The 3,682-nt window shown below is 68.8% G+C and carries 3 protein-coding genes; 1 reads left to right on the top strand and 2 read right to left on the bottom strand.

All coding sequences use genetic code 11. The features are described 5' to 3' along the window. Positions 1 to 107 precede the first annotated feature (107 nt). Together gltA and gltX are read right to left on the bottom strand one after the other, a co-directional pair. Entirely contained in the window at positions 108 to 1,397 is a 1,290-nt protein-coding gene (gltA, locus tag ACTS11_RS07215) for a citrate synthase (RefSeq protein ID WP_442639652.1), read from the bottom strand. Between the two features lie 101 nt (positions 1,398 to 1,498). Further along, a complete protein-coding gene (gltX, locus tag ACTS11_RS07220; RefSeq protein WP_442639653.1) occupies positions 1,499 to 2,914 on the bottom strand; it encodes a glutamate--tRNA ligase in 1,416 nt (471 codons plus the stop codon). Between the two features lie 107 nt (positions 2,915 to 3,021). Between gltX and ACTS11_RS07225 the strand changes: the two genes are divergently transcribed. After that, positions 3,022 to 3,682, top strand: a 661-nt coding sequence (locus tag ACTS11_RS07225; protein WP_442639654.1) for a DUF4131 domain-containing protein, incomplete at its 3' end; no start/stop codon positions are given.

Below are 3,682 nucleotides of genomic sequence, written 5' to 3' on the forward strand. Positions count from 1 at the left end.
CGCCGAGGAGACGGCCGCGGCGTGACATGAAGAACGTTCCGCAAGGCATTGTATGAAATGAAAAAGCCGCCCCGAGGGGCGGCTTCGTTCTGCGTGGCGCCTATGTCTCAGCGGTTCTCGATCTCGACGTAGTCGCGCATCGTCTCGCCGGTATAGAGCTGCCGCGGGCGGCCGATCTTCAGCGCCGGATCCGCGATCATCTCCTTCCACTGGCTCACCCAGCCGACGGTCCGCGCCACCGCGAAGATCGGCGTGAACATCGAGGTCGGGAAGCCCATCGCGTCGAGGATGATGCCCGAGTAGAAGTCGACGTTCGGATAGAGCTTCTTCTCGACGAAGTAACTGTCCTCGAGCGCGATCCGCTCAAGCTCCTTGGCGACCTGGAGGGTCGGATTGTTCTCGATCCCGAGAAGATCCAACACCTCGTCAGCGGATTGTTTCATGACCTTCGCGCGCGGGTCGAAGTTCTTGTAGACCCGGTGGCCGAAGCCCATGAGGCGGAAGGGGTCGTTCTTGTCCTTCGCGCGGGCGATGAATTCGGGGATTCGGTCGGGCGTGCCGATCTCGCGCAGCATCTCGAGGCAGGCCTGGTTGGCACCGCCATGCGCGGGTCCCCAGAGGCAGGCGATGCCGGCCGCGACGCAGGCGAAGGGGTTCGCGCCCGAGGATGCGGCGAGGCGCACGGTCGAGGTCGAGGCGTTCTGCTCGTGGTCGGCGTGCAGCGTGAAGATCCGGTCCATGGCGCGGGCGAGGACCGGGTCGACCTTGTATTCCTCGGCCGGCACGGCGAAGCACATGCGCAGGAAGTTCGACGCATAGTCGATGTCGTTGCGCGGATACACGAAGGGCTGCCCGATCGAGTACTTGTAGGCCATGGCCGCGATCGTCGGCACCTTGGCGATCAGGCGGTGCGAGGCGATCTCGCGCTGGCGCGGGTCGTTGATGTCGGTCGAGTCGTGGTAGAAGGCCGACATCGCGCCCACCACGCCCACCATCGTCGCCATCGGATGCGCGTCCCGCCGGAAGCCCCGGAAGAAGTTGTGCATCTGCTCGTGGATCATGGTGTGGCGGGTGATCGTGTTCTCGAACAGCTCGAGTTCCGCCGCGCTCGGCAGCTCGCCGTAGAGCAGGAGGTAGCAGACCTCGAGGAAGTGCGACTTCTCGGCGAGCTGGTCGATCGGGTAGCCGCGGTGCAGCAGCTCGCCCTTGTCGCCGTCGATGAAGGTGATCGAGCTGTCGCACGACGAGGTCGAGGTGAAGCCCGGATCGTGGGTGAACACGCCCGCCTGCGCGTAGAGCTTGGTGATGTCGATGACATCGGGCCCCGCGCTCGGCGAGCGCATCGGCAGCTCGTAGCTCGTTCCGTCGATCGTCAGGGTTGCGGTTCTGTCGGCCATGGTCGTCCCTTCTCCTCGCGCCGGTCGTGGAGCGCCGGCCATCGGCTCGGCCCGGACCGCGTGTGCCCCGGACCCTGTCCCTGTGCGCGGTTCCCCCCGGTTCAGCCGCGGGGGGAGGCTGCGTCCGTCAGACGGGCGAGCGAGGTCTCCCGGCCCAGGACGAGCATCATGTCGTACACGCTCGGGCTCACGCTGCGGCCCGCGAGCGCCGCCCGCAAGGGGGCCGCCAGCTTGCCGAACTTCAACCCGTGGGAGTCCGCTGCCGCGGTCAATACCGCTTCCAGCGTGTCCCGTGTCCAGCTAGCATTCTGCAACTGCGCAGTCAATTCTGTCAGTATACCACGGGATACATCGTCGAGCGCCGCGGCCGCGCCCTCGTCGGGGACGATCGGTCCTTCCGCCAGCGCGAACTGGGCTTTTTCCAGCAGATCGGGCAGCGTCTTGGCGCGGTCCTTGAGGCAATACATCGCAGCCGCGAGGCGGTCTTTCTGCGCCTGCGAGAGCGGCGGGCGCTCCGAAATGGCGAGGAAGCTCTCGATGGCAGAGACGAGCTCGGCATCCGCCATCCGCGCGATGTGCCAGCCCGAGACGTTCTCGAGCTTCTTCATGTCGAGCCGCGCGGGCGCGCGCCCGATGCCGCCGAGGTCGAACCACGCGATCGCCTGCGCGTCGTCGAAGAGCTCGTCGTCGCCGTGGCTCCAGCCGAGGCGGGCGAGATAGTTGCGCATCGCCGCGGGCGGGAAGCCCATGCGCGCGTATTCCATCACGCCGGTCGCGCCGTGCCGCTTCGACAGCTTCTTGCCGTCGGGCCCGTGGATCAGCGGGATATGCGCCCAGACCGGCTCGGCCCAGCCCATGGCGCGGTAGATCTGCGCCTGGCGCGCGGCGTTGTTGAGGTGGTCGTCGCCCCGGATCGCATGCGTCACGCCCATGTCGTGGTCGTCGACGACGACGGCCAGCATGTAGGTCGGCGTCCCGTCCGAGCGCAGCATCACCATGTCGTCGAGCTGGTCGTTGCGGAAGGTGACGGTTCCCTGCACGGCGTCCTCGATCACCGTCTCGCCGACACGCGGAGCCTTGAGGCGGATCGCGAAGGGGGCGTCCGGGTGCTCGGCCTCGGGCACGTCCCGCCAGGGGCTGAGGAACAGGGTCGAGCGGCCCTCGGCCCGCGCGGCCTCGCGGAAGGCCTCGATCTCCTCCTGCGGGGAGAAGCACTTGTAGGCCGTTCCCTCGGCCAGCATCCGGTGCGCGACCTCGGCGTGGCGCTCCAAGCGCGCGAACTGGCTGACCACCTCGCCGTCCCAGTCGAGCCCGAGCCAGCGCATGCCGTCGAGGATCGCCTCCGTCGCCTCGGGGGTGGAGCGGGCGCGGTCGGTGTCCTCGATCCTGAGGAGGAACTTCCCCCCGCGACCGCGGGCGAACAGCCAGTTGAAGAGCGCGGTCCGCGCCGTGCCGATATGCATGATCCCCGTCGGCGAGGGCGCGATGCGGGTGACGATCTCTGGGCTCTCGGCCATGGGACCCCTTCCGGGCGGCGACCGGCGCGCGCCCGCGTTAACGAGTTGGAAACCATGTCTTGGCAAGACGGGGAGGACTTACCCGAGCCTGAGGTGAAGGTGCAAGGGTGCGGCCCCACGCGATCCTGACCGCGCTGAACGCGGTCCAGCAGGGCCAGCGCGGCGCGCTGATGCCCTGGGCGGCCGTGGCCTTCGGGTCGGGCGTGGCGCTCTACTACGAGCTCCCGGCGGAACCCGCTGTGCTGGGCTATGCGGCGGCGGGCGGGGCGGGATGCCTCGCGCTCCTGCTCTATGCCCTCAGGCGGGAGGTCTTCGGCCCGCTCGCGCTCGGTGTCGCGCTGCTGTCGGCGGGGTTGCTTGCCGCGGGGCTCCGCTCGCACGAAGTGGCGGGACACGTGCTGGACTTCCGCTACTACGGACCCGTCGAGGGCCGGATCGTCGGCATCGACCGGTCCGCCTCCGACGCGCTCAGGCTGACGCTCGACGAGGTGCGCCTTGATGACGTGGCGCCCGGGCGGACGCCGCTCCGGGTGCGCGTCGCGCTCCACGGGGCGCAGGACTGGCTCGACCCCGAGCCCGGCGCGCGGGTGATGATGACGGCGCATCTCTCGCCGCCCTCGGGTCCGGCCGAGCCCGGCGGCTTCGACTTCCAGCGCCATTCCTGGTTTCTCTCGATCGGCGCCGTCGGCTACACGCGCACGCCCGTCCTGCTGGCCGAGGCGCGCGCGCCCGGCGCGGCCGCGCTGTTCCACCTCAGGATGCGCATGT

The sequence above is a fragment of the Roseicyclus sp. genome (assembly GCF_052168335.1).
In the GTDB taxonomy this organism is placed as follows: domain Bacteria; phylum Pseudomonadota; class Alphaproteobacteria; order Rhodobacterales; family Rhodobacteraceae; genus Roseibacterium.

Excerpts from the sequence above, each read along its gene's own strand:
- gltA (WP_442639652.1), bottom strand. The coding sequence starts at position 1,397 with ATGGCCGACAGAACCGCAACCCTGACGATCGACGGAACGAGCTACGAG.
- gltX (WP_442639653.1), bottom strand. The coding sequence starts at position 2,914 with ATGGCCGAGAGCCCAGAGATCGTCACCCGCATCGCGCCCTCGCCGACG.